Origin of the sequence: Mobilisporobacter senegalensis (assembly GCF_003752155.1) — a bacterium.
Classification (GTDB): domain Bacteria; phylum Bacillota; class Clostridia; order Lachnospirales; family Lachnospiraceae; genus Mobilisporobacter; species Mobilisporobacter senegalensis.
Genome location: NZ_RJVG01000005.1, coordinates 264,642 through 285,756, shown reverse-complemented (window position 1 = coordinate 285,756; position 21,115 = coordinate 264,642). Strand labels below are relative to the sequence as shown.

Sequence of the window (21,115 nt, the reverse complement as noted above, 5' to 3'; positions counted from 1 at the left end):
AAATTAAAGGAGTAGCAATGGACCTTTATATTAACAAGAACCAGAAAAAACTTAAGTGCGGATACACTACAGGAACCTGTGCAGCGGCAGCAGCAACTGCCGCTGCCAGTATGCTGCTATTGGAAAAAGAGTATAAATGTATTCCTTTAATAACACCGAAAGGAATTGAGGTAACGATACCTATTGATTCTACTGAGATAGAAGAATCAATAGGTATCGTTACCTGCTCTGTAATAAAAGACAGCGGAGATGATCCGGATATTACCAATGGGATCCGTATCTTTGCCAAGGTCTCTTTGGGAGGCAGTCAGATACCCGGGGAAGAAAGAGTATTTATTACAGGCGGAATAGGTATTGGTACGGTAACAAAGCCAGGTCTGGAACAGGAGATAGGCAGTCCTGCAATTAATAAGGTACCAAGGCAGATGATAAAAAGGGCAGTAGAAACTGTTTGTATGCAGGCAGATTATGCAGGCAGAATTATGGTAGAAATTTCAGCACCGGAAGGTGTAGAAATAGCAAAGAAAACATTTAATCCAAGACTTGGTATCAAAGGAGGCATCTCAATTCTTGGAACAAGTGGAATTGTGGAACCTATGAGCGATAAGGCTCTCATAGATACCATTGAGACGGAACTAAAGGTATCAAAAGCACAAGGGAAAAAACATTTGCTGGTCTCTCCGGGAAACTATGGAATGGAATATATCCGTAAGGATTTAAAGATAAATAGTAATGATATTGTAAAATGCAGTAATTATATTGGTGAAACCATTGATTTGGCTGCCAGTTGTTCTTTTGAGAGTCTGCTGTTTGTGGGAAACTTTGGGAAGCTTGTAAAACTTAGCGGAGGCATTATGAATACCCATTCCAAAGTAGCAGATGCAAGATTTGAAATCATTGGTGTCCACGCAGCATTATGTGGCGCATCAAAACAGATAATACAGGAAATTATGAATTGCATTACAACAGAGCAGGCACTGGATATTCTGGTTGAACATGAGATTTGCGAGGACACGATGTCCAGTATCCTAAAAAAAATCGATCAGGTAATCAAAAATCGAGCCGGTGAGGAACTGAAAGTGGGAGTTATTCTGTTTTCTGAAAAAAGAGGATTTTTAGGTAAAAGTAAATTGGCAGATGAATTGATCAAGTATCATGGAATATGAAAGAGGTGCAGTATGGTTTATTTTGTAGGAGCAGGTCCCGGAGCAAAAGATTTAATAACTGTCAGGGGATTGGAACTTATTAAAAGTGCGGATATTGTCATATACGCCGGTTCTTTAGTAAATCCTGAGTTATTAAATGATTGCAGAGAGGATTGTAAGATTTATAATAGTGCATTCATGACCCTGAAGGAAGTAATTGAAACTATGGAGGAGGCCGAACATAAACAACAGATGACAGTCAGGCTGCATACGGGGGATCCTTGCTTATATGGAGCAATCAGAGAACAGATAGATATGTTAAAAGAGAGGAAAATCCCATATGAGATATGTCCCGGTGTGAGTTCTTTCTGCGGTGCAGCGGCAGCATTATCGGCAGAATACACACTTCCCGGAATATCCCAATCCGTGATCATTACAAGAATGGAAGGAAGAACATCTGTACCTGAGAAAGAAAGTATTGAAGCTTTTGCAGCGCATCAGGCAACAATGGTTATCTTCTTAAGTGCCGGAATGCTCCTTGAGCTGCAACAAAGATTGCTGGCAGGGGGATATCCTGAAGATACGAAGGCTGCAATTGTATATAAAGCAACCTGGCCGGAGGAAAAGGTATGTTTTTGCAAGTTAAAGGAATTGGCAAAAACAGCAGAGGAAGAAAATATTAAAAAGACAGCATTGATTGTAATTGGGGAAGTACTTGGAGATGTTTATGAATATTCCAGGTTGTATGATGAGTGTTTTACTACGGAATATAGAAAGGGAAGGATGTTAGATGAAAATCAGCCTGATTAGTTTCACTTCCAGGGGCTATAGACTTCTTAACAAGCTTTTAGATATGATAAGCGATACCAATGAAGCAAGAGGATATTATAAAGGAAAATATTTACCGGCCGATCATGAAACAGATTCCAGGATTGAGATAGTGACAGATGAACTGTCTGAGTGGGTCAAAACACAGTATATCCAAAGGAATGCTATTATTTTTATCTCTTCGGCCGGAATCGCGGTAAGGGGTATTGCTCCTTTTGTCAGAGATAAATACAGGGATCCTGCAGTTGTTGTGATGGATGAATATGGGAAGAATATCATTTCCCTTCTATCAGGTCATCTCGGGGGAGCCAATGAACTTACAAATTATCTGGCAGATATGCTTCAGGGAAATCCAGTGATTACCACTGCCACAGATTTAAACTGTGTATTTGCGGTAGATTTGTTCGCAAAGAAGAATCAGCTCTTGATTACAGACAGGGAATTAGCCAAAGAAATATCAGCTGCAATTCTTAATGACAAAAAAGTATTTTTACATGCAGATACCATAATAAAAGGAGACTGGCCTGAGGAATTGGCAAATAGAAAAGAAACTTCAGAACAGTTCGGTATCTATGTGTCACCATTTGTAACAGTGAATACTCCTGAAATGGAAGGAAAAAGCCTTCATCTGATACCAAAAGTCATCAGTATCGGAATCGGATGTAAAAAATCAACCAGTGAAGATAAGTTAAAACAATTTATATTAGAGCAATTAGGACAAAAAGGAATCGATATCAGATCTGTTATTAATATTGCAAGTATCGATATAAAAAGAGAAGAGGAGTGTCTGCTTAGGATTTCCAGGGAACTGGAAGTTCCTTTTCTTACCTATGGCAGTGAGGAACTGATGAAGGCCGAGGGTGAATATGAGAGATCAGATTATGTAAGCAGGATAACAGGTGTAGACAATGTATGTGAACGGGCGGCTAAGTTAGCAAGCAACCACGGGAAAATTATATTACACAAGACAAAAGGCAATGGAATGACATTAGCACTGGCAATGAAAGAATGGAGTGTTACCTTATGAAAAGCAAACTTTATGTAGTGGGGATTGGTCCCGGGGGCAAAGAGTTCATGACAGAACAGGCAGCCCAGGCACTGAATGAAAGTGAAATCATTGTAGGCTATACAGTGTATGCGGATTTAGTGAAAAAATATTATCCTGATAAAGAATTTATTACCACCCCTATGAAAAGAGAAAAAGAGAGGTGTGAGATTGCCCTGACAAAAGCACAGGAAGGAAAGACAGTTGCAATGGTATGCAGTGGTGATTCTGGTGTTTATGGCATGGCCGGATTGATTCTGGAATTAGGTGAGAAATACAAAGAAGTTTTCGTAGAGATCGTTCCGGGTATTACTGCCGCATCTTCCGGTGCAGCGGTATTAGGAGCCCCTTTGATTCATGATTTTGCAGTGATCAGCTTAAGTGATCTGCTTACCCCTTGGGAAACAATAGAGAAGCGCCTCCATTCTGGTGCAGCAGCTGATTTTGTCATCTGTCTTTATAACCCTTCCAGCCATAAGAGAAGTGATTATCTGGAAAAAGCCTGTGATATTATTTTAGAGCATAGAAATTCAGAAACCATATGCGGATATGTGAAAAATATTGGACGTGAAGGTCAGACAAGTGAAATCATGACCTTGAAAGAATTACGAACCCGGAAGGTGGATATGTTTACTACAGTATATATAGGTAACTCTCAAACCAGGAGAATCGGGAATTCCATGGTGACCCCGAGAGGATACCGATAGATAAGGAGAATTCTATGAGCGGAATATTATATGGAGTTGGTGTGGGTCCGGGAGATCCGGAGCTATTAACACTGAAGGCACTGAATAAGATCAAGATGAGCCAAACCATTATTTTGCCTGTTGCCCATAAAAAAGAATGTCATGCTTATAATATAGTGGCAGGTATTTATCCGGAAATAGAAGGCAAAGAAATCATCTGTCTTCCTTTTCCAATGATAAAAGACAAAGAAATACTAAAAAAAGCCCATGATGAGATTTTTAAGGCTGTAAAAGAGGAATTAGAAAGTGGGAAAAAGGTTTCTTTTTTAACCATAGGAGACCCAACCATATATTCCACTTATATGTATCTTCATCAGAGAATGGTGAAAGAGGGATATGAAGCATACATTATAAATGGTATTCCGTCCTTTTGTGCGGCAGCAGGGGTACTTAATATTCCACTGGGTGAGAATAAGGAAGAAATACATATTATACCCGGTTCCTATGATGTGGAAGAAGCAATATTATTAAAGGGAACAAAAATATTTATGAAATCAGGGAAGCAGCTGATCAAGTTAAAAGAAGCTCTATTGGAATTAGAGAAATCTCATAAATATTCTATATATGGAATATCAAATTGCGGTATGGAAAATGAAATAGTTTATAAGAGGTTACAAGACATAGGAGAAGATAGTGGATATTTAACTATTGTTATCGTAAAAGAAAATAATTAGGCAGAAAAGGGAGTGGTACAGATGAATCGCATTGTTGTATTTGGAGGAACAAGAGAAGGAAGAAAGCTTGCAGGGTATTTAGAAGGTTCAGGTGTAAGTGTTCATATGTGCGTTGCTACGGAATATGGAGAATCCATTCTTCCAAAAGGAGATAATATTCATATCTGTGCAAAACGTCTTAATAGAATAGAGATGGAAGAATATCTGCTAACCCATCAACCGGAATATGTGATAGATGCAACTCATCCCTATGCAGTAGAAGTGACGGACAATATTATAGAGGCATGCAAGGAAACAGGATTTTCCTATATCCGTCTTATCCGGGAGGAGAACAGTACAGCAGAGGAAGCAGATATTATCCACGTACCGGATATTGAAAGTGCGGTTGCCTATTTAAGGCATAAGGAAGGAAATATCCTTATTACAACAGGAAGTAAGGAACTTAATAAATATACCCTCCTTGATAACTATAGAGAAAGATGCTATGCAAGGGTGCTCTCCGTTGCATCTGTAGTGGAAGAATGCAGTAAAATAGGATTTGAAGGAAAAAATCTTTTTTGCATGCAAGGTCCTTTTTCAGAAGAATTTAATTATGTTCAGATACGTATGATCCATGCTGCATATGTTGTAACGAAATCCTCTGGAACAAACGGAGGATTTTTAGAAAAATACAGAGCCTCCATGAGAGCAGGTGTAAAACTGATTGTAATAGGCCGGCCTATGGAACCAAAAGTAAAGACAGACAGCATGTCCTACAGAGAAGTGCTGGTATTTCTCAGAGAAAAATACGGAGTTTTGCCAAAGCAGAAGGTCACTTTGATCGGAATGGGGATGGGAAATAAGAACCATCTTACTTATGAAGCTGTGAAAGCGTTAGAAGAAAGTGATGTTATTATTGGAGCCAGCCGGATGCTTACACTTTGCAGAAGTATCGTATCTCATAAAGAATTTTACTCCAGCTATACAAAAGAAGAGATAGTCCGCTTTATTAAAGCACATCCGGAATATACTAATATTGCAATTGCTTTTTCAGGAGATGTGGGTTTTTCTTCTGGAGCCAAGGGATTATCATCTTTGTTGGATTCCTGCCAGATTACTGCAGTATCAGGAATTTCAACCCCTGTTTATTTTTTAAATAAGATAGGAGTGCCTTGGGAAGATACTCTATTTTTAAGCAAACATGGGAAAGAACTTAATATTATAAGTAAAGTACGAAATAATGAAAAAATATGTGTCTTATTGGGAAGTACCAGTGATGTGTCAGAAATCTGCCATAAACTATTGGAGTATGGAATGGAGTACCTGAATATTACAGTTGGAGAGAGACTTTCCTATCCGGAGGAAAAAATCTTAACCGGAAAGCCAAAAGATTTTGTGAATCAGGTCACGGAGAATCTTGCAGTTATTTATATTGAAAATATATTTGCCGGACATAGAAAGCAAAGAATAGAAGATGAGGAATTTACCCGGGGAAAAGTTCCTATGACAAAACAGGAAATCAGATTAATATCCATAGAAAAATTAGGTTTGGATAAAAACTCCATCGTTTATGACATAGGAGCAGGGACAGGTTCTGTGTCTGTGGAGGCGGCACTTCGATGTGAAGACGGAACCGTTTATGCTATTGAGAAAAATACAGAAGGAATTTCATTAATAGAGGAAAATAAGAGGAAATTTCAAGCAGATAATTGCACCATTATAGAAGGTATGGCACCGGAGTGCCTTGAAGGTCTCGAAGCTCCTACCCATGTATTTATTGGAGGAAGCAGCGGAAAATTAGAATCGATTGTAAAATCTGTCACGAGAAAAAATAAAAATGTCCGAATTGTTGTAAATGCTATTTCCCTGGATACGGTCTCGGAAATCATGAAATTGGTGAAAGAAGGTATTATAAAGGAGCCGGATATAATCCAGACCAATATATCCAAAAGCAGGAAGACTGGAAATTATCATATGATGCAGGCTTATAATCCTGTTTATATTGTATCGTTTGGAGGAGGAAACAGGAATGGTTAAAACAATCCCCAGAATACTTTTTGCAGCCCCCGGCAGTGGAAGCGGAAAAACAACAGTGACCTGCGGAGTGCTTCGATATCTGCAAAAAACCGGGAAGAAAGTGACTTCTTTTAAATGCGGTCCGGATTATATTGACACCATGTTTCACAGCAGGATACTAGGGATGAAAACCGCAAATCTGGATACTTATTTTACTGATGATAACACCACCAGATATCTATTGGCTAAAAATACAAAAGATATGGATATTGCTGTCTTAGAAGGGGTCATGGGATATTACGATGGTTTGGCAGGAATATCACTAAAAGCAAGTACTTATGATATTGGAAAGGTTACTGGAACACCAGTTATCCTGATCGTGAATGGGAGAGGTTCCAGCGTATCTTTAATCGCCCTTATAAAAGGAATGATGGAATACCGGACTGACAGTAATATAAAAGGCGTGATTTTGAATCAGGTGGGGGAAGGCATATATCCTGAATTAAAGGAAATGATTGAGAGGGAATTGGAAGTTCCTGTAGTAGGTCATCTTCCAAAAATGGAAGATGTCTTTCTTGGAAGCAGGCATTTGGGCTTATTACAGCCCCATGAAATACATAAAATCAATGATAAGATAGAAAAACTGTCAGAAGCAGTAGGAAAGAATATTGATATGAAGCTTCTTCTGGAAATCGCCCATGAGGCGAAGGAGATAGAATATGAAGAACTCATAATCCCGAAGCTTTCTAAGGAGGTGCGGATCGGAGTCGCAAAAGATGAAGCATTTAATTTCTACTATGCAGATAATCTGGACTTGCTTAAGAGAATGGGAGCAGAACTTGAATTTTTCTCCCCTATCCATGACAAGGAATTGCCGAAGCATATTCACGGGCTTTTATTGGGGGGCGGATATCCGGAGAATTATGGAGAAGAACTGGAAGCAAACCTCTCCATGAAAGAATGTATCAAAGAAGCAATTACAGGAGGAATGCCCTGTCTGGCTGAATGTGGTGGTTTTCTTTATCTCCAGGATACCCTTGAAGATATATCAGGAATTCACAGAAAAATGGTGGGGGTTATAAAAGGGAAGGGATTCAGAACAGAAAAACTCCAGCGTTTTGGCTATATAGAACTTGAGACAAAAGAAGACTGTGTAATAGGAAAACGGGGAGAGAAAATAAAAGGGCATGAATTTCACTATTGGGATAGTACCAGCAATGGAGAAACATTTCTTGCCAGAAAACCTCTCCGTAAGAGGGAATATCCATGTATCTGGAGTCAGGACAGAATATTGGCCGGATTTCCACACCTTTATTATTATAGTAATATAGATATGCCTTATCAATTCCTGTCAGCTTGTGCTCAGTCCAGGCAGGAATGGCTGCAAGAATAATATTAGCATAAAGAAGTAATTGAAAAATGAAAAGAAATTTTGAAAGACTTGGTATAAAAAATGAAAAATGAAAAATATTTGGAATTAGAAAACGTTCTGCCCGCAGATATTGAAAGAAGAAGCTTTGAAATCATATCAGAAGAGCTTGGAAATGTTTCTTTAGAGAAATCCCTGGAGCCGGTGATCAAACGTGTGATTCATACAACAGCTGACTTTGATTACCTTGATAATCTTTGCTTCTCTACAGATGTAATAGAAAAAGCATTAGAAGCAATAACTCAGGGTGCATGTATTGTAACGGACACACAGATGATAAGATCCGGTATTAACAAAAAAGAATTGGCAAAATACGGTGGTGAGGTATTTTGTTTTATGAGTGATGAAGATGTAGCAGAGACTGCAAGAATTACCGGGACAACCCGTGCAGTTGCAAGCATGGATAAAGCAAGTAAACTTGATAAAAAAATTATTTTTGCGGTTGGGAATGCACCTACAGCTTTGATCAGGCTTTATGAATTGATTAAAGAAGAGAAAGTAAAGCCTGAATTAGTCATTGGAGTTCCAGTTGGATTCGTGAATGTAGTTCAATCGAAAGAATTAATCATGAAAGGAGATACACCTTATATTGTGTCCAAAGGAAGAAAAGGAGGAAGTAATGTTGCTGCCGCCATCTGCAATGCACTATTGTATATACTAAGAGATGAAGAAAACCAAACGAAATAGGAAAGTCTCCTTTTATTGAACTATCTTTGTTCAAATGAGAGTCAAGTATCATTAATAGAACATATCCACTGTTATTCTTCATATATTATAACAGAGAATTATTTTAAGGGTGAATATATGGATAGTGGAAAAGTGAGTAATGACCTTAACCTGGCACTTGATGTGAATGATCAGGTTCGAGAGAAGTCAGCTGATCTTAATGTGGGATATATTGAAGAGGATAATAGTTGGGAGCTTATTGTCAAATATAGCGGAGATATAAACAGAATTCGTGAAGAGATGCAGATTCAGATCACAGAATTAATCAGTGGATATGCAACCGTGACCATTCCACAGTCAAGGATCGCGCAATTTATATCTTATCCGGAAATAGAATTTGTAGAAAAGCCCAGACGTCTTACTTTTGCAGTGAGTGCAGGAAGGGCAGCTTCCTGTATTAATCCTGTTCAAACAGCAGAATTTGATTTATTCGGGGACGGAGTATTAGTGGCAATCATCGATTCGGGAATTGATTATACCCATCCTGATTTCCGTAATGAAGACGGAACATCAAGAATATTGGATTTATGGGATCAGACAATTCCTGGGACGCCTCCCATAGGATATACTGTGGGAACTCTTTATACAAAAGCAATGCTTGATGAGGCACTATCCAGAAGAACTGTTCCGGAGCGGTTAGAAATTGTTCCAAGCGTTGATATTTCCGGACATGGAACCCATGTAACGTGTTTGAAAAATATTAAGGTTAGATATCCACTTAGAATCGAAAGTAAATTACCTGAGTTGACGAAACCAATGGATTTTTTAGAAATCTCACAAATGAAAATTATTTATGAAGGTAAAATTCAATCTTTTAATGAAAGTTCATTATATAATATAACAATGTTAATTAATAAGCTTGGTATAAGCTAAAATGTATTTATTAAAGAACTTGTTATAATTAATAAAAATCACAGAAGCAGTAAGTTTTTTATCGGTAAAAGACTTACTGCTTTTGTTTTTTTTTTCATAAACCTTCCGGTGGATAGGAAATGTATTTTTTATTATGAGAACATCTGAATTTTAAGGGTGTAGTTTTATAATACTTTTTAAATATTTTTGCAAAGTAACTTACATTTCTATATCCAATGCTATGGGCAATATATTACAAAGATATATATTTAGTTATATCAACTACGATTTAACAAATAAATCAGCCATGGCGAAAAAGTGTCAGTCGACAATTATAATAAATTTAAACAGTATTATAAAAAAATATAAACATTATTATGATAAAATATAAACATTATGTTAGAAATTTTTTTAATTTTCAACAAAAACATATATGAATTTCAGCAAGTTACAGTATAGATCAAATTATCTGATATAATTCTATTATATAATGATTTAATCAAATATAGATTTGTAATGTTTATGTATACTGAAATTAAAATATTGCTAACCTACATTAAATTTCTTTTTGAAGAGACAATCTTACCTTTGTAATGACAGTTAATATAAGTTAAATACAATTGTATAAAAAGGTTCGTAATATCATGACATCGAGGCGTATTTTTTTAAAAGAAATATATTTTATTAATAAAAATGAACACTTTAAAAGGTAAAAGAATATAAAACAATAGAAGAATCAAAAAATTACAAAAAATGTTTAAATTTGTCAAGATATAACAAAAACATTCAATTAATATTTGTATATATTTTATATTTACTTTTCATATCATAATAATTACAATTGATGTATAAAAATGATTTATATGTATTTGAATTATATTCAGATAAGAGGAATAATAATTATGTAATAAAGTGTATTTTAATTAATTATAATATGTATTTATAAGATTGGTTGGTGGATTATGAAAATAAAATTTAAGAAAATAAATATAATTCGATTTTTTATTACGTTTTGTTTATTATTCCTTATCGTTAGTATAAGTTATAAAAACAATATAGGTTCCAATATTAGTAAAGAAGAGAAAAATGTTTTTGTAAAGAATTCTGTTGTTAATGGGGGGCCAAAAAATGAAGGTGGATTTTCATATAATTCTGATGGCACAGTATCCTTAGGGCAAGGAATGACAAGTAATGGGTTTTATGACTCAAAAACAAAACTAATTATAGAAAATGGATCATTAATAAAACCTGAAAATGGTAAAGTTATGGGGCAAGTTGAATTTCAACAAAATGTTCAAGGTAAAAATAATTATTTATTAATTATTATGGTCGATTTTGTTCAGCAAAAATTCAACGTCGATGATGTTACATATGATTCTTATGCATTTTCTTTGAAAGGAGATGCCAAAAAGAATATTGATATTGAATTACCCTTAAAGGATTTAAACGCGCGCGAGTTTGAATATATAATTATTAGAGAACCCAATATTACAGAGCTATCAATAACCAACAAAGATGAATGGGCTAAATTACACATAACTAGAGATTTCTATTCATGGAGGCTTTTTTTGAGTGACTTTGATTACAAATCGTTTTCGTTGGAATATGACAAGTCATATAATGAAATGGGCAGAAATAATGGACTTACAATGGAATTAACAAAAGCTCATAACAAAATTATGACATTACCGACATGTAAAAGTTTAGAAAATGTTGAGTTAGTCATGGGGAATTCTTATAATGTTGATATGGATTTTGCCTTAGTGTCATTTTTAGGCTGGGAGCAAACAGAATTTGAGGATGGAAGTTTGGTCAAATATGTTAAAATTCCATCTAATAAAAGTATATATTTAAATTTAAAATTACCTAAAGTTAATTCTAAATTACCTTATCAGATAATAGCTTTTCCGAAACCATATGACAAAAATTTTAGGTATACAATGCCACCATTTTCAACTTTTAGAACGATTGTAACTCCAAAAAGTGAATAAAATTCTAGCAAATAATAAGGAGGTTATAATTATGAAAAAATTAATGAGTTTATTTTTATTAAGTTGTGTACTATTATCTTTCTAATCTCCAGTATATGCAAAAGGTTCAGAAGATTATGCTAAAGAACAAGATAATATCAAGTCAATTATAATTGACCAAAAGGGTAATAAGGTAGTTGAATATGAGGAAATTGAATTTGTTCCAGATTCTTATGTTATTCAAAGCAGTAGTCCTTCTATTGCAATTGGTGCTAAGGGAATGCTTGCAGCACCAAGTTATTCTTCAAAATTAGGGGCATATAATGATAATTCTTATGCAAGAGCACAATCAGATTCAAGTGTAGGTATTGATTATATGTTTGTTTCTTGTTCAGCATACTATCCATCGGGTTCATTTATTGGCAGTGATAACAATAGTAATCCTTCTGGTACTAAAGTTCTTGCATTGTCTGCCACAGTTGAAGCACCTGATTTATTTGATTTTCAAGTTGGTTCAGCAGATTCACAACATGTTTATAGAACAGCTGGGTATAATGAAGTAAGACATTTTCTTATATGGCCAGAATAATATTTTAGTAATGACTATTGGTAGCTCAAGACTTAAATAACTTAAATTTTAATTATTATCAAAAGAAAGCTGACTGCTGACTGAAGTGGTCAGCTTTTTAGTGTGGTGTGTCCAGCAAAGCTGGACCACGTTAGTCGGTGTAAGCCCGACCATGGTTGTATGATGTAATGCTGAAATTTGCAAAAGATAGTTGATTAGAAGAAGTCAGTTAGGAAATATGTCAATAGAATATACATATTATATTTCATTTAACATTAATGGAAAAAAGAAAGCATTATTATTAAGTCAAAGATTTTATGAGAATTTAATGAAGGAGATATGTTGTAATTTATAGTGGTAAGATTTGGATAGGAGGAGGGATAAACATGAATTTGTATGGAAATGAAATACCGAACATTTTAATTAAAATATGTGAAAAAGAAGAATACGCAAAAGATGTAAAGAATGGTAAAATCTATATGAAAGAAAGTGGATATTTCCGAAAGCTAGAAGAAAATCATCGAGGTGACATTTATGATGGCAAAATGCCGATACATGGAAACCTTGACATAAAAATTGGTTTAAAGAATGGTCGTATAAAAAGCTTTAAACAAGATTTTCCGGACTTAGTAATAAAAGAAATAGATGCTGGAATGGTAAATGATGATAAATTTCCAATATATTGTACTACTATTCTGAATGAAAATATTACGGAGTATATTAGCGATAAAGAATTTAATTTTAAAAATGAATTTATAGAAGAAATGAAAAATTTTGGTAGATATGCCGTAGTATTCAATGCTGATGAATTAATTCATAAATCAAGTAAATATCTTGTTGAGAATAAACTTGCTACTCGTGGAGAAACCGCTTGCATACTAAGTACTATAAACTATTGTGACATACATAATAAATATACTATAAAAGATACAGCATATATACAAAATCTAATACAGTTTTATAATAAGGATTTAAGTTATAAATGGCAAAATGAATGTAGATTGATTATTTTAAATAATCGTTTAATCCCATCTGATAAAGACCATTTTATAATGCAAATAGGAGAGTTAGAAACGGCCGTGATTATACCTATTGATGAATTAAATAGTTTAGAACTTTAAAGTTCTGTTTATTAAAAGAAGCCACTTCTGATTAAGCATATTCACAAAACCGGAAGGGACTTCTTACTTTTTAAGTATAAAAAGACCTTAAGACCTGTCTGAACGAGGTTGCTATCTCCTTAACTAATCTTGTCCAATTTTCCGTAACAGAAATTTTGAAACTCGAACGGCTCAAACACCGCGATCTTCATTTCATTCGAGACATTCAATTCCGCTTCACCTTGCCACTCAAATTCATCCCGGATATACTCATCCAGCCACACCTGCTCATCCGTTGTTAATTATTTTCTCATACTATTCACCCAATTCTGTCAACACCATGTCTAGGCACATACTCAGCAAATATTGTTTCGTAAAGCATGGATATTTTTCCACGAGGTTATCGAGGCGGTGCTGGCATGAAGTAAGTAATAGTAAGGAACACTAACGTTTTGTGTCATATCCTTTTAGTGTATTTCTATTAACCAAGAAACGAGGGTTCTTATGAAAGAATCACATAACAAAGAAAAAGTATTGTTAGAAGACTATGCATTAAGATATTTTATAAAAGACATTTAGAGGCAAACTGGTATGGAAAGTAAAATTATATCGCGGCGAGAAGGACCAGATGCTGTAGTTGAAATTAATAGTACTATAATAGGTATAGAGATAACCCACCTTTATTATGACAACGAAGAAGCAATTACAGGAGGAATGCCCTGTCTGGCTGAATGTGGTGGTTTTCTCTATCTCCAGGATACCCTTGAAGATATATCAGGGATTCACAGAAAAATGGTGGGATTTATAAAAGGGAAAGGATTCAGAACAGAAAAACTCCAGCGTTTTGGCTATATAGAACTTGAGACAAAAGAAGACTGTGTAATGGGAAAACGGGGAGAGAAAATAAAAGGGCATGAATTCCACTATTGGGACAGTACCAGCAATGGAGAAACATTTCTTGCCAGAAAGCCCCTCCGTAAGAGGGAATATCCTTGTATCTGCAGTCAGGCCAGAATATTGGCTGGGTTTCCACACCTTTATTATTATAGTAATGTAGATATGCCTTATCAATTCCTGTCAGCTTGTGCTCAGTCCAGGCAGGAACGGCTGAATGAATAATATTAGCACAAAGAGGTAAATAAAAAAGAAAGAGAAATTTTGAAAGAGTTGGTATAAAAAATGAAATACGAAAAATATTTGGAATTAGAAAACGTTCTGCCGGCAGATATTGAAAGAAGAAGCTTTGAAATCATATCAGAAGAGCTTGGAAATGTTTCTTTGGAGAAATCCCTGGAGCCGGTGATCAAACGTGTGATTCATACAACAGCTGATTTTGATTACCTTGATAATCTTTGCTTCTCTCCGGATGTAATAGAAAAAGCATTAGAAGCAATAACACAGGGTGCATGTATTGTAACGGACACACAGATGATAAAATCAGGTATTAATAAAAAGGAATTAGCAAAATACGGTGGTGAGGTAGTTTGCTTCATGAGTGATGAAGATGTAGCAGAGACTGCAAGAATTACCGGGACGACCCGTGCAGTTGCAAGCATGGACAAAGCAAGTAAACTTGATAAAAAAATTATTTTTGCGGTTGGGAATGCACCTACAGCTTTGATCAGGCTTTATGAATTGATCAAAGAAGAGAAAGTAAAACCTGAATTAGTCATTGGAGTTCCAGTTGGATTTGTGAATGTAGTTCAATCAAAAGAATTAATCATGAAAGGAGATACACCGTATATTGTGTCCAGAGGAAGAAAAGGAGGAAGTAATGTTGCTGCCGCCATCTGCAATGCACTATTGTATATACTAAGAGATGGAGAAAACCAGATTAACTAGGAAAGTATCCCTTTATTGAATTATCTTTGTTCAAATAAGAGTCAAGTATCATTAATAGAACATATCCACTGTTATTCTTCATATATTATAACAGAGAATTATTTTAAGGGTGAATATATGGATAGTGGAAAAGTAAGTAATGACCTTAACCTGGCACTTGATGTGAATGATCAGGTTCGAGAGAAGTCAGCTGATCTTAATGTGGGATATATTGAAGAGGATAATAGTTGGGAGCTTATTGTCAAATATAGCGGAGATATAAACAGAATTCGTGAAGAGATGCAGATTCAGATCACAGAATTAATCAGTGGATATGCAACCGTGACCATTCCACAGTCAAGGATCGCGCAATTTATATCTTATCCGGAAATAGAATTTGTAGAAAAGCCCAGACGTCTTACTTTTGCAGTGAGTGCAGGAAGGGCAGCTTCCTGTATTAATCCTGTTCAAACAGCAGAATTTGATTTGTTTGGGGACGGAGTATTAGTGGCAATCATCGATTCGGGAATTGATTATACCCATCCTGATTTCCGTAATGAAGACGGAACATCAAGAATATTGGATTTATGGGATCAGACAATTCCTGGGACGCCTCCCATAGGATATACTGTGGGAACTCTTTATACAAAAGCAATGCTTGATGAGGCACTATCCAGAAGAACTGTTCCGGAACGGTTAGAAATTGTTCCAAGCGTTGATATTTCCGGACATGGAACCCATGTAGCAGGGATAGCCTGTGGAAATGGAAGGGCAAGTGCAGGAAGAAACCGGGGAGTAGCCGCACGAAGTGAAATGCTTGTGGTAAAACTAGGATCTTCAGTGGGGAGTTCTTTTCCAAGAACTACGAGGCTGATGGAAGCAGTTGATTTTGTAATAAAGCGTGCCATTAGTCTTGGAAGGCCAATTGCAGTAAATATCAGTTTTGGAAATAATTATGGTTCTCATGATGGAAACAGTATTCTGGAGACCTTCCTGGATGAAATCTCTGGTTTTGGAAGAACGTGTATTTGTGTTGGAAGTGGTAATGAAGGTGGATTAAGGCATCATGTCGGTGGAACATTAGTTATGAACCAGCCTCAAACAATAGAGCTTGCAGTGGGGCCTAGTGAATCAACTTTAAGCGTCCAGATATGGAAAAATTTTTTTGATGATTTTGATATAGAATTAAGAAATCCCAATGGAGAATTGGCTGGTCCGATTCAAAAGGTCCTGGGCACTCAAAGATTTATTCTTGGCAATACAGGAATTTATTTATATTATGGAGAACCTACTCCTACCAATATGGCACAGGAGATATATATTGAATTTATTCCAATTAATGATTATATTGATGTAGGTACATGGAACATAAGGTTGATTCCTAGAATAATTGTAAATGGAAGATTTGATATGTGGCTTCCGTCAGGAGAAGTAATAACTCCAACTACAGGATTCCTGCAGCCTACAGAAGAGATCACACTTACCATTCCATCAACTGCAATGAGGGTAATCACTGTTGGTGCATATAATGCTTATTTGAACAGCTTTTCTTATTTTTCTGGCAGAGGCTATACCAGATATTACAGGAATATAAAGCCTGATCTGGTTGCACCGGGAGTTAATATTACGTCAGCGGCTCCCGGAGGGGGGTATACCTCCATGACCGGAACTTCTATGGCAACTCCTTTTGTAACGGGGAGTGCGGCCCTTATGATGCAATGGGGAATTGTTGAGGGAAACGATCCTTATCTTTATGGAGAAAAGGTAAAAGCCTATCTTATTGCAGGTACTAGAAAATTAGATATTGAACCGGAATATCCCAATCCAAGATTAGGGTATGGAGCATTGTGCCTTAGGGAAAGTTTCCGATGGGCCAGAAGAACGTTTTAACATAGAAATAAGGCGAAAAAGGAAGTAATCCTGTTGTAAGGAATGGCTTCCTTTGGAGGTTGTGTGATGAAAGAATTAAAGATACTTGCGCCCTGTGGAATACTGGGTTATGGATATCCTGAGTCCTCTCCAATTAATAAAGCTGATAAAAATATTCTTGAGGAGAATTCTGCTGTTAATTGGATCTGGAAAATGGCTCATCAAGAAAACCGGAAAATGGTAAAGTTATGGAACAAGGTTATTCTACATATATTATAATAGAAATTATTTTTAAGGTGAAGATATGGATAGTGGAAAAGTCAGCAATGATCTAAATCTGGCACTTGATGTGAGTCCACAGGTAAGAGAAAGATCAACAGACTTATTTGTTGGATATATTGAAGAAGAAAATAGTTGGGAGCTTATTGTTCGGTATAGTGGGGATTTAAGCAGAATTCGCGAAGAGATGCAAATTCAGATTACAGAATTAATAAGTGGATTTGCAATAGTGACAATTCCCGAATCAGAGATTGAACAATTTCTTTCTTTTCCTGAGATAGAATTTGTGGAAAAACCCAGACGTCTTGTCTTTGCAGTAAGTGAAGGCAAGGCGGCTTCCTGCATTAATCCTGTTCAGACAGCAGAATTTGATTTATTTGGGGATGGGGTATTAGTGGCTATTATAGATTCTGGAATTGACTATCAACATCCTGACTTTCGTAATGAAGATGGAACATCAAGGATATTGGATTTATGGGATCAGTCAATACGTGGAACCCCTCCGGAAGGGTATAATGTTGGAACACTTTATACAAAAGTAATGCTTGATGAAGCACTAGCGAGAACAACAATCCCAGAACGCTTGGAACTCATACCAAGTGTAGACATCTCTGGTCATGGAACCCATGTTGCAGGAATTGCTGCGGGAAATGGCAGAGCCAGTGGTGGTAGAAATCGTGGAGTAGCTTCTAGAAGCGAACTTCTTGTAGTGAAACTTGGCTCCTCAGTAGGCAGCTCATTTCCAAGAACAACAAGGCTTATGGAGGCAATTGACTTTGTAGTAAAGAGAGCCATTAGCCTTGGACGGCCTCTCGCGATAAATATTAGTTTTGGAAATAATTATGGCTCTCATGATGGGAATTCTATACTTGAAACTTTTATAGATGAAATCTCAATATACGGTAGAACATGTATTGTTGTCGGCAGTGGTAATGAAGGTGCATTAAGGCATCATGTTGGCGGTACGTTAACAATGAATGAGCCCCATATCATTGAACTTGCAATAGGACCGAATGAATCCTCTGTTAATGTCCAGATATGGAAGAATTTCTTTGATGATTTTGACATCGAATTAAGAAATCCAAATGGGGACTTAGCTGGTCCAATACAAAAGGTTTTAGGAACTCAACGATTTATTCTTGGGAATACTGGAATTTACTTATATTATGGGGAACCTACACCAACTAATATGGCACAGGAAATTTATATTGAATTTATTCCGATTGATGATTATATAGATGTTGGAAATTGGAATATAGGATTAGTACCAAGAGCGATAGTAAACGGGAGATATGATATGTGGCTTCCAACAGGGGAAGTGATAACTCCGGAAACAGGCTTTTTACGACCAACCGAAGAAATCACCTTAACAATTCCAGCTACTGCAAGAAGTGTAATAACTGTAGGCGCGTATAATGCCTATCTGAATAGCTTTTCTTATTTTTCCGGAAGAGGCTATACAAGATACATCAGAAATATTAAACCTGACTTAGTGGCACCTGGAGTTAATATAACTTCAGCTGCACCCGGAGGGGGGTATACGTCTATGACAGGGACATCTATGGCAACTCCTTTCGTGACAGGAAGTGCAGCACTCTTAATGGAATGGGGAATCATTGATGGAAATGATCCTTATCTATATGGAGAAAAGGTAAAAGCATATTTGATTGCAGGAACGAGAAAGTTGGATATTGAGCCGGAATATCCAAACCCCAGGTTGGGTTATGGAGCATTGTGTCTAAGAGAAAGCCTAAGATGGGCCAGCAGGACGTTTTAAATAGAAGAACCAGAGGTTTTAAACAGCTGATCAGAGAAATGTTTAAAATCTCTGGTTCTTCTATCTTCTGCCTAAAATAGCAGTAATGAAAAATGAAAGCAATGACCCATTTTTAACGCTACATATTTAATACATAAGAAAAGACCTTTATTCAAATAAATCTTATTAGTTTTTTTAATATGTAAATCATACTATTCCTATTGACAAAGTATAATATAAGATGGTAAGTTATATTAAATTAAAACATAGTAAACCGGTAAGAATTATATAAAAGGAGGGAGATGCCATATCAGAAGGCGAATATTAATCCATTACATAAAGGCAGGAATTCGATGTTTTACTTAAGTTAAAGGCTAAAATAATAAATTTAAATTGAAATTTGGAAAGGTAAGGTTCTAATTATGAATAAGAGAAGATTATTAAGTTTAGGTTTAACTTTAGTACTATCAATCGGAGTATTAACAGGATGTGGGAGCAAATCAGAAATAATTGAAATTACAAATGTTTCCTATGATCCCACCAGAGAATTTTATGAAGCTTATAATGAGGAATTTAAGGCTTATTGGAAAGAAAAAACAGATCAGGAGGTTACGATTGTTCAGTCCCATGGTGGCTCTGGAAAGCAGGCAAGGTCTGTAATCGAAGGAAATGAGGCAGATGTTGTTACATTAGCTCTGGCTCAGGATATCACGGCAATTGAAGAAGCCGGATTAATTGAGGCTGGCTGGATAGATGAGTTTGAAAAAAACAGCTCTCCTTACACTTCTACCATTGTTTTCCTGGTCCGTTCAGGAAATCCAAAGAATATTAAGGATTGGGATGACCTGATAAAAGACGGCGTGGAGGTGATTACACCTAATCCAAAATCCTCCGGCGGTGCAAGATGGAACTTTTTGGCGGCATGGGGTTTTGCAGATGAACTTTATGGGGGAGCCCAGGATAAAATCACAGAATTTATCACAAAGTTGTACAACAATGTAATTGTACTGGATTCCGGAGCAAGAGGATCAACAACGACATTTGTAGAAAATGGTCAGGGAGATGTTTTGATTGCCTGGGAAAATGAAGCCTATTTATCCTTGAAAGAACATCCTGATGAATATGAGATTATCACTCCAAGCATTAGTATTTTAGCAGAACCTTCTGTTGCAGTAGTGGATGAAGTTACGAAAAAAAGAGATACTGCTGAAGTAGCCAGTGGATATATTTCATATCTATATTCCGATGCTGCACAGCGGCTTGCCGGTGAGAATTACTACAGGCCTTCCAATGAAGAAATTTTACAGGAATTTTCCAACGTGTTTGACTTGAATAGCCGTTTGATAACGATAGATGATTTTGGCGGCTGGGAGGAGGCCAGCAAAGAATTTTTTGTAGATGGCGCATTATTTGATCAAATTTATTCTGAATAAATAGCTGAAAGGTATTTTATCAATGAAAGAATTAATAAAAAAGACAAAAGGAAAATATGGGAAGAAAATTATTCCCGGTTTTGGAATATCCATGGGAATTACTATATCTTTTTTAAGCCTGATCGTGCTGATTCCAATGGCATCCATCATCGTAAATGCGTCAGGGCTTTCATTTGAGGAGTTTATAGGGATTGTTACAGAAAAGCAGGTTGTTTCCGGATATAAAGTCAGTTTTTTATGTGCATTCATTGCAGCACTGATCAATAGCGGTTTTGGTGTTATATTAGCCTGGGTATTGGTAAAGTATGAGTTCCCGGGAAAACGGATATTGGATGGATTGATTGAACTTCCTTTTGCCCTGCCTACAGCTGTAGCCGGCATTACTTTAACTGCATTGTATTCGGATAAAGGATGGATTGGGAAAATATTTGCAGGAGCAGGAATCCAGATAGCGTATACGAAGGTTGGTATTATTATTGCAATGGTATTTATAGGAATTCCGTTTGTAGTAAGAGCAATACAACCGGTATTGGAAAAACTGGACACTCAGTATGAAGAAGCTGCAACCATGCTTGGTGCAAGTGGAAGTAAGACTTTTTTAAAAGTGATACTTCCAGAAATATTTCCTGCAATGTTAACAGGTTTTGGCCTTGCATTAGCCAGGGGGATTGGCGAATATGGAAGTGTTGTATTTATAGCTGGTAATATTCCATATAAAACCCAGATTGCACCTCTGCTGATCATGACTAAACTGGAACAATATAAATATGCAGATGCAACAGGGATTGCATTGGTAATGCTCATTGCATCTTTTCTTATATTGCTGATTATAAATATTGTTCAGTCATATATGAATAAAGTCACAAACAATTAGAGGTG

Annotated in this window: 20 protein-coding genes; 19 read left to right on the top strand and 1 reads right to left on the bottom strand. The window is 36.2% G+C overall.

Translation table 11 applies throughout. From position 1 onward, the window contains the following. Positions 1 to 17: 17 nt before the first annotated feature. From cbiD to EDD66_RS10285, 9 genes are all read left to right on the top strand, one after another. Positions 18 to 1,166, top strand: coding sequence for a cobalt-precorrin-5B (C(1))-methyltransferase CbiD (gene cbiD / locus EDD66_RS10325; protein WP_123609492.1), 1,149 nt, complete (start codon positions 18 to 20; stop codon positions 1,164 to 1,166). A 12-nt stretch (positions 1,167 to 1,178) separates the two neighbouring features. Further along, positions 1,179 to 1,955, top strand: coding sequence for a precorrin-4 C(11)-methyltransferase (cobM, locus tag EDD66_RS10320; RefSeq protein ID WP_123609491.1), 777 nt, complete (start codon positions 1,179 to 1,181; stop codon positions 1,953 to 1,955). Further along, entirely contained in the window at positions 1,936 to 3,000 is a 1,065-nt protein-coding gene (gene cbiG / locus EDD66_RS10315; protein ID WP_123609490.1) for a cobalt-precorrin 5A hydrolase, read from the top strand. The genes cobM and cbiG overlap by 20 nt, the downstream gene beginning before the upstream one ends. Continuing rightward, entirely contained in the window at positions 2,997 to 3,725 is a 729-nt protein-coding gene (gene cobJ / locus EDD66_RS10310; protein WP_123609489.1) for a precorrin-3B C(17)-methyltransferase, read from the top strand. Before cbiG ends, cobJ begins: the two co-directional genes overlap by 4 nt. A gap of 14 nt (positions 3,726 to 3,739) precedes the next feature. Further along, positions 3,740 to 4,438, top strand: a complete 699-nt coding sequence (cobI, locus tag EDD66_RS10305; RefSeq protein ID WP_123609488.1) for a precorrin-2 C(20)-methyltransferase — start codon at positions 3,740 to 3,742, stop codon at positions 4,436 to 4,438. A gap of 21 nt (positions 4,439 to 4,459) precedes the next feature. Beyond that, on the top strand, positions 4,460 to 6,454 hold the full coding sequence (cobK, locus tag EDD66_RS10300; RefSeq protein ID WP_123609487.1) for a precorrin-6A reductase: 1,995 nt from the start codon (positions 4,460 to 4,462) through the stop codon (positions 6,452 to 6,454). Continuing rightward, positions 6,447 to 7,826, top strand: a complete 1,380-nt coding sequence (locus tag EDD66_RS10295; protein WP_123609486.1) for a cobyrinate a,c-diamide synthase — start codon at positions 6,447 to 6,449, stop codon at positions 7,824 to 7,826. The genes cobK and EDD66_RS10295 overlap by 8 nt, the downstream gene beginning before the upstream one ends. A gap of 60 nt (positions 7,827 to 7,886) precedes the next feature. Further along, positions 7,887 to 8,549 carry a precorrin-8X methylmutase gene (locus EDD66_RS10290; RefSeq protein ID WP_123609485.1) on the top strand — a complete coding sequence of 221 codons (663 nt, stop codon included), beginning with the start codon at positions 7,887 to 7,889 and terminating at the stop codon, positions 8,547 to 8,549. 117 nt (positions 8,550 to 8,666) lie between these two features. Further along, positions 8,667 to 9,461: a S8 family serine peptidase gene (locus tag EDD66_RS10285; protein WP_123609484.1), complete on the top strand. Its 795-nt coding sequence runs from the start codon at positions 8,667 to 8,669 to the stop codon at positions 9,459 to 9,461. A gap of 94 nt (positions 9,462 to 9,555) precedes the next feature. Here EDD66_RS10285 and EDD66_RS19010 read toward each other — a convergent pair whose 3' ends face one another. After that, positions 9,556 to 9,678: a hypothetical protein gene (locus EDD66_RS19010; protein ID WP_408632109.1), complete on the bottom strand. Its 123-nt coding sequence runs from the start codon at positions 9,676 to 9,678 to the stop codon at positions 9,556 to 9,558. A 724-nt stretch (positions 9,679 to 10,402) separates the two neighbouring features. Between EDD66_RS19010 and EDD66_RS10275 the strand changes: the two genes are divergently transcribed. The 10 genes from EDD66_RS10275 (at position 10,403) to cysT (ending at position 21,110) form a co-directional block, all read left to right on the top strand. Beyond that, complete coding sequence (locus EDD66_RS10275; protein WP_123609483.1) at positions 10,403 to 11,431, top strand: hypothetical protein; 1,029 nt, start codon at positions 10,403 to 10,405, stop codon at positions 11,429 to 11,431. 259 nt (positions 11,432 to 11,690) lie between these two features. Continuing rightward, a complete protein-coding gene (locus EDD66_RS10270) occupies positions 11,691 to 11,999 on the top strand; it encodes a hypothetical protein (protein ID WP_123609482.1) in 309 nt (102 codons plus the stop codon). A 365-nt stretch (positions 12,000 to 12,364) separates the two neighbouring features. After that, a complete protein-coding gene (locus tag EDD66_RS10265; RefSeq protein WP_123609481.1) occupies positions 12,365 to 13,099 on the top strand; it encodes a hypothetical protein in 735 nt (244 codons plus the stop codon). Between the two features lie 570 nt (positions 13,100 to 13,669). Further along, on the top strand, positions 13,670 to 14,197 hold the full coding sequence (locus EDD66_RS10260) for a hypothetical protein (RefSeq protein ID WP_123609480.1): 528 nt from the start codon (positions 13,670 to 13,672) through the stop codon (positions 14,195 to 14,197). A 60-nt stretch (positions 14,198 to 14,257) separates the two neighbouring features. Further along, positions 14,258 to 14,920: a precorrin-8X methylmutase gene (locus tag EDD66_RS10255; protein WP_123609479.1), complete on the top strand. Its 663-nt coding sequence runs from the start codon at positions 14,258 to 14,260 to the stop codon at positions 14,918 to 14,920. A 117-nt stretch (positions 14,921 to 15,037) separates the two neighbouring features. Next, complete coding sequence (locus EDD66_RS10250; RefSeq protein WP_123609478.1) at positions 15,038 to 16,789, top strand: S8 family peptidase; 1,752 nt, start codon at positions 15,038 to 15,040, stop codon at positions 16,787 to 16,789. A 66-nt stretch (positions 16,790 to 16,855) separates the two neighbouring features. Next, entirely contained in the window at positions 16,856 to 17,047 is a 192-nt protein-coding gene (locus tag EDD66_RS10245; protein WP_123609477.1) for a hypothetical protein, read from the top strand. 25 nt (positions 17,048 to 17,072) lie between these two features. Continuing rightward, a complete protein-coding gene (locus tag EDD66_RS10240; RefSeq protein ID WP_123609476.1) occupies positions 17,073 to 18,824 on the top strand; it encodes a S8 family peptidase in 1,752 nt (583 codons plus the stop codon). A gap of 401 nt (positions 18,825 to 19,225) precedes the next feature. Continuing rightward, positions 19,226 to 20,236: a sulfate ABC transporter substrate-binding protein gene (locus EDD66_RS10235; RefSeq protein ID WP_123609475.1), complete on the top strand. Its 1,011-nt coding sequence runs from the start codon at positions 19,226 to 19,228 to the stop codon at positions 20,234 to 20,236. Positions 20,237 to 20,258: 22 nt separating this feature from the next. Continuing rightward, positions 20,259 to 21,110 (top strand): sulfate ABC transporter permease subunit CysT, encoded by an 852-nt coding sequence (gene cysT, locus EDD66_RS10230; protein ID WP_123609474.1) that lies wholly within the window; start codon positions 20,259 to 20,261, stop codon positions 21,108 to 21,110. The last annotated feature ends 5 nt before the right edge of the window (positions 21,111 to 21,115 follow it).

Coding starts and splice junctions, on each gene's coding strand:
- EDD66_RS10250 (WP_123609478.1), top strand. CDS start 15,038: ATGGATAGTGGAAAAGTAAGTAATGACCTTAACCTGGCACTTGATGTG.
- EDD66_RS10270 (WP_123609482.1), top strand. CDS start 11,691: ATGCTTGCAGCACCAAGTTATTCTTCAAAATTAGGGGCATATAATGAT.
- EDD66_RS10265 (WP_123609481.1), top strand. CDS start 12,365: ATGAATTTGTATGGAAATGAAATACCGAACATTTTAATTAAAATATGT.
- cobI (WP_123609488.1), top strand. CDS start 3,740: ATGAGCGGAATATTATATGGAGTTGGTGTGGGTCCGGGAGATCCGGAG.
- cbiD (WP_123609492.1), top strand. CDS start 18: ATGGACCTTTATATTAACAAGAACCAGAAAAAACTTAAGTGCGGATAC.
- EDD66_RS10295 (WP_123609486.1), top strand. CDS start 6,447: ATGGTTAAAACAATCCCCAGAATACTTTTTGCAGCCCCCGGCAGTGGA.
- cobJ (WP_123609489.1), top strand. CDS start 2,997: ATGAAAAGCAAACTTTATGTAGTGGGGATTGGTCCCGGGGGCAAAGAG.
- EDD66_RS10285 (WP_123609484.1), top strand. CDS start 8,667: ATGGATAGTGGAAAAGTGAGTAATGACCTTAACCTGGCACTTGATGTG.
- EDD66_RS10255 (WP_123609479.1), top strand. CDS start 14,258: ATGAAATACGAAAAATATTTGGAATTAGAAAACGTTCTGCCGGCAGAT.
- cbiG (WP_123609490.1), top strand. CDS start 1,936: ATGAAAATCAGCCTGATTAGTTTCACTTCCAGGGGCTATAGACTTCTT.
- EDD66_RS10240 (WP_123609476.1), top strand. CDS start 17,073: ATGGATAGTGGAAAAGTCAGCAATGATCTAAATCTGGCACTTGATGTG.
- EDD66_RS10245 (WP_123609477.1), top strand. CDS start 16,856: ATGAAAGAATTAAAGATACTTGCGCCCTGTGGAATACTGGGTTATGGA.
- EDD66_RS10235 (WP_123609475.1), top strand. CDS start 19,226: ATGAATAAGAGAAGATTATTAAGTTTAGGTTTAACTTTAGTACTATCA.
- EDD66_RS10275 (WP_123609483.1), top strand. CDS start 10,403: ATGAAAATAAAATTTAAGAAAATAAATATAATTCGATTTTTTATTACG.
- cobM (WP_123609491.1), top strand. CDS start 1,179: ATGGTTTATTTTGTAGGAGCAGGTCCCGGAGCAAAAGATTTAATAACT.
- cobK (WP_123609487.1), top strand. CDS start 4,460: ATGAATCGCATTGTTGTATTTGGAGGAACAAGAGAAGGAAGAAAGCTT.
- cysT (WP_123609474.1), top strand. CDS start 20,259: ATGAAAGAATTAATAAAAAAGACAAAAGGAAAATATGGGAAGAAAATT.
- EDD66_RS10260 (WP_123609480.1), top strand. CDS start 13,670: ATGGAAAGTAAAATTATATCGCGGCGAGAAGGACCAGATGCTGTAGTT.
- EDD66_RS10290 (WP_123609485.1), top strand. CDS start 7,887: ATGAAAAATGAAAAATATTTGGAATTAGAAAACGTTCTGCCCGCAGAT.